The 3,703-nt window shown below is 56.2% G+C and carries 4 protein-coding genes; 3 read left to right on the forward strand and 1 reads right to left on the reverse strand.

Annotated features, from left to right (window positions below; all coding sequences use genetic code 11):
* Positions 1-372 precede the first annotated feature (372 nt).
* Positions 373-837: a RidA family protein gene (locus B2R17_RS11435; RefSeq protein WP_286764091.1), complete on the forward strand. Its 465-nt coding sequence runs from the start codon at positions 373-375 to the stop codon at positions 835-837.
* Positions 838-922: 85 nt separating this feature from the next.
* Complete coding sequence (locus tag B2R17_RS11440) at positions 923-1,888, forward strand: dihydrodipicolinate synthase family protein (protein ID WP_286764092.1); 966 nt, start codon at positions 923-925, stop codon at positions 1,886-1,888.
* A 60-nt stretch (positions 1,889-1,948) separates the two neighbouring features.
* Here B2R17_RS11440 and B2R17_RS11445 read toward each other — a convergent pair whose 3' ends face one another.
* Entirely contained in the window at positions 1,949-2,083 is a 135-nt protein-coding gene (locus B2R17_RS11445; protein WP_286764093.1) for a hypothetical protein, read from the reverse strand.
* Between B2R17_RS11445 and B2R17_RS11450 the strand changes: the two genes are divergently transcribed.
* The gene (locus B2R17_RS11450; RefSeq protein ID WP_286764094.1) at positions 2,082-3,512 is read left to right on the forward strand and encodes an NADH:flavin oxidoreductase; all 1,431 of its coding nucleotides are present in this window, start codon (positions 2,082-2,084) and stop codon (positions 3,510-3,512) included. The two genes, B2R17_RS11445 and B2R17_RS11450, sit on opposite strands and share 2 nt — an antisense overlap.
* Positions 3,513-3,703 lie beyond the last annotated feature (191 nt).

A 3,703-nucleotide genomic window follows, 5' to 3' on the forward strand; every position in this document is an offset into this window, starting at 1 on the left:
CCCGTGATGCCCCGTGCAATCGCGTGGGGCGGTGGGGAGGCTTGTTGGTTGGGGCAGTTCTCTCGTCTTATTGGCCGGTCGGCGTTGGTAGTGGTTTTGTTAGTGAGAACCGGGGCTAACGCCCGTCGGCTGATTTGTGGGGATTGTTGGTTGGATTGCCAGGTGGAACCTGGCCTACGGGGTTGTTGTGTTGGTGGGTGCGTAGGCCATGTTCTACATGGCGGCTGTGATGGTGGTTTGGGGCGGTGGGAGATTGTTGGGCGTATGTCATCTTGGAAGGGCGTGGAAGACTCGTCATCCTAGGAGGACGAATGCTCGGCGTTCGATTTCATCGTTTGAACCATCTGCCCCTTTTGACCCAGCGACGCATCCATGTCCTACGACGCACGCATTGACGAATTGAATCTGGAATTGCCACCGGCCCCGAAGCCCATGGGGGTTTACAAGCCGATCGTGCAAGTCGGCAACATGGTGTATTTGTCTGGTCACGGGCCGCTGAAAAGCGACAAAACGTTGATCACCGGTCGTCTTGGTTTAGACATGGATGTGGAAGTCGGCTACGACGCCGCTCGCCAAACCGGTTTGGGCATGCTCGCCACGCTCCGCAATCACCTTGGATCGCTCGACAAGGTTTCTCGTTTGGTGAAGTTGTTGGGGTTGGTGCGGTGCACCGAATCCTTCGACGCTCAGCCCGCCGTGATCAATGGGTGCAGCGAATTGTTTCGCGACGTCTTTGGCGAAGAAGCGGGCGTGGCCGCTCGAAGTGCTTTGGGAACCAACGCGTTGCCAGGTGGAATCGCGGTCGAAATCGAAGCGATTTTCGAAATCAAAGAGTGATTCGGGGCGTTTTGCCCGAATTGCATAGTCGCGGTTTCACCCGAATCTCCAAGACGCGGGGGTTCGGTGGCGTTACGATTCGGGCATGAACACAACCACTCTGCCCGAATTGACGTCCGCTCCTCAACCCATCCGCAACCGCAAGATCACCGGCATGTCGGCGATCCTGCTGCCGATGACCTCCGGCGGCGAAATTGATTGGAACGGTTTTGAGTCCCATGTCGTGTCGACGCTCGACGCGGGGCTGACGCCGGCCATCAACATGGACACCGGCTACGCGAATTTGATCTCGGATGAGATTCGCGAAGAAGCTCTGGTTCGAACCTCGGCAATCGCGAAGGACCGAGCTTATCTCGGCGGCGTGTTTGTCGGTGACCGATCCGGTGATGACTTCGACAGCGACGCTTATCGCCGCGGCATTGAACAAGTCCAACGTCACGATGGAACACCGATTTTGTTCCAGTCGTTTGGTTTGACCAGCGGCGACGACGACTCCATTTTCGATGCCTATTCGCAGCTCGCGTCCGAATGCGAACAGTTCTACGCGTTTGAGCTGGGGACGATGTTTGCTCCCTTTGGCAAGATTTACTCGCTGTCGCTGTATGAGCGATTGATGGGAATCGGCAACTGCCTGGGGGCGAAGCATTCATCGCTCGATCGCATCTTGGAATGGCAACGTTTGGAACTTCGCAACCGAGTCCGCCCGGACTTCAAGGTTCTGACCGGAAACGACCTGGCGATCGACATGGTGATGTACGGCAGCGATTACTTGCTGGGATTGTCGACTTTCTGCCCAGCCGAGTTCGCTCTGCGTGATTCGATGTGGGAAAAGGATGACCCGCGGTTCTATGGCCTGAACGATTTGTTGCAGTACCTCGGTGCGTTCGCGTTCCGTGCTCCCGTTCCCGCCTACAAACATTCAGCCGCGATGTTCTTGCATTCGCGTGGCAAGATCGCCAGCGATCAAACATTCCCCGGCAGCCCCGAACGTCCGGCCAGCGATCAAGCGATCTTGGATTTGATTTCGCAAGATTTGGCGGCGTACTTGTAAGCGTTGCCTGACGTCTCTCGAGGACGGTTCACGTTTTCGAGACGAGCGAAACAGCAAGCATCACCAATTTGTTGCGGCGAGAACCGCGGCGAGTGCGATGTGGCTAAATTGCCAGCGGCCTTTTCGCTCAAGTAAAAAAATCGCACGGACGACCGACACTTTTTCTATCACCTTTCCTGATTGATTCATTGCCATGGCCTATCCACGCGTCGCGTCGTTGAAGACCCACGATGACTTTGTTTCGCACTTGCGAGACAGCAACATCGAAATGCCATCCGATGCGGAAGTGGAATCTGGCGACGCATCGCCGTTGGCGCAATCGTTCGAGGTCCACGGCCAAACCGTTGGGAATCGGTGGAGCATTTTGCCGATGGAAGGTTGGGATGGGACCACCGATGGGTTGCCGACTGATTTGACACGGCGTCGTTGGCGTAACTTTGGGCTCAGTGGAGCCAAATTGATTTGGGGCGGTGAAGCGGTTGCGGTTCGGCATGATGGACGAGCCAACCCGAATCAGTTGCTGCTGACGGATAAAAACCTTTCCGCGATTGAATCCTTGCGTCAGGAGTTGGTCGACGAGCACGAATCGCACTTTGGACGCAGCGATGATTTGCTGGTCGGTTTGCAACTGACTCACTCGGGCCGTTTTTCACGACCGAATATCAAATCTTTGACCGAGCCGCGTACGGTTCAGCGAAACGTGGTTCTGGATCGCCGAGTCAAGATCACGGACGACTCCGCGATTTTCACCGACGATGAGTTGTCGACGTTGATCGATGATTTCATCGCGGCAGCGGTGCGAGCGGAAAAGGCCGGGTATCGATTCGTCGATGTCAAACACTGCCACGGGTACTTGGGGCATGAGTTGCTGGCGGGACGCGAACGAACTGGCAAGTTCGGCGGTAGCTTTGAGAACCGAACGCGTTTCTTGCGTGACATTGTTTCAGGAATCGAAGCGGCCACGAACGATCTGAAGATTGGTGTGCGTTTGAGTCTGTTTGACTTCCTGCCGTTTCATCCCGGTGCCGACCGCGTGGGTGAGCCTGAACCCGGCGGCGAACCAAACAAGGTGTTCGGTGGTGGCGAAGACGGATTGACGATCGACATGACGGAGACGTCGAAGTTGGTTGATTTGATGCACGAGATCGGCATTCGAATGATCTGCACCACGGCGGGCAGTCCGTACACGAACCCTCACATTCAACGTCCCGCTTATTTTCCGCCGAGCGACGGATACACACCGCCGGAGGATCCGTTGGCGGGTGTCGCTCGGCAAATAGCGGCCGTTGCCGAAATGAAAAAGAAGCATCCGGAGATGATCTTCATTGGTTCGGGTTACACCTATCTGCAAGATTACTTGCCCAACGTCGCGCAGGCCGTTGTGAAGGCCGGGATGGCGGACTCGATTGGTTTGGGACGCATGGTGTTGTCGTATCCCGACCTGCCCGCGGATGTGACTGCCGGAACGGTGTGGCAACGCAAGAAGGTCTGCCGCACGTTCAGCGATTGCACGACTGCCCCACGAAACGGGATCATCAGCGGTTGCTACCCGTTGGATCCGTTTTATAAAAAACGCGACGAACGCAAGCAGCTGAATGATCTGAAGAAGGCACTTCAGGCGTAGAGGTCGTGCAGTTTTTAGATGCCGTGCTTGCAAGGTTGAAATCACCCTCCTGAACGGAGTTGGCGAGGGTCGGAATGCGAGTGTTCAGCGAGAATTCCGGGGAGGAGAATGCTCGCCTTTTCTAATGCTCGGCCCTCACCCTCGCGTACGCCTGAACGGCGTCGCTCGACCTCTCCCCAAACTTCGTTTCG

Origin of the sequence: Rhodopirellula sp. UBA1907, from assembly GCF_002337565.1 — a bacterium.
Taxonomy (GTDB): domain Bacteria; phylum Planctomycetota; class Planctomycetia; order Pirellulales; family Pirellulaceae; genus Rhodopirellula; species Rhodopirellula europaea.

Excerpts from the sequence above, each read along its gene's own strand:
- B2R17_RS11435 (WP_286764091.1), top strand. The coding sequence starts at position 373 with ATGTCCTACGACGCACGCATTGACGAATTGAATCTGGAATTGCCACCG.
- B2R17_RS11440 (WP_286764092.1), top strand. The coding sequence starts at position 923 with ATGAACACAACCACTCTGCCCGAATTGACGTCCGCTCCTCAACCCATC.
- B2R17_RS11450 (WP_286764094.1), top strand. The coding sequence starts at position 2,082 with ATGGCCTATCCACGCGTCGCGTCGTTGAAGACCCACGATGACTTTGTT.
- B2R17_RS11445 (WP_286764093.1), bottom strand. The coding sequence starts at position 2,083 with ATGGCAATGAATCAATCAGGAAAGGTGATAGAAAAAGTGTCGGTCGTC.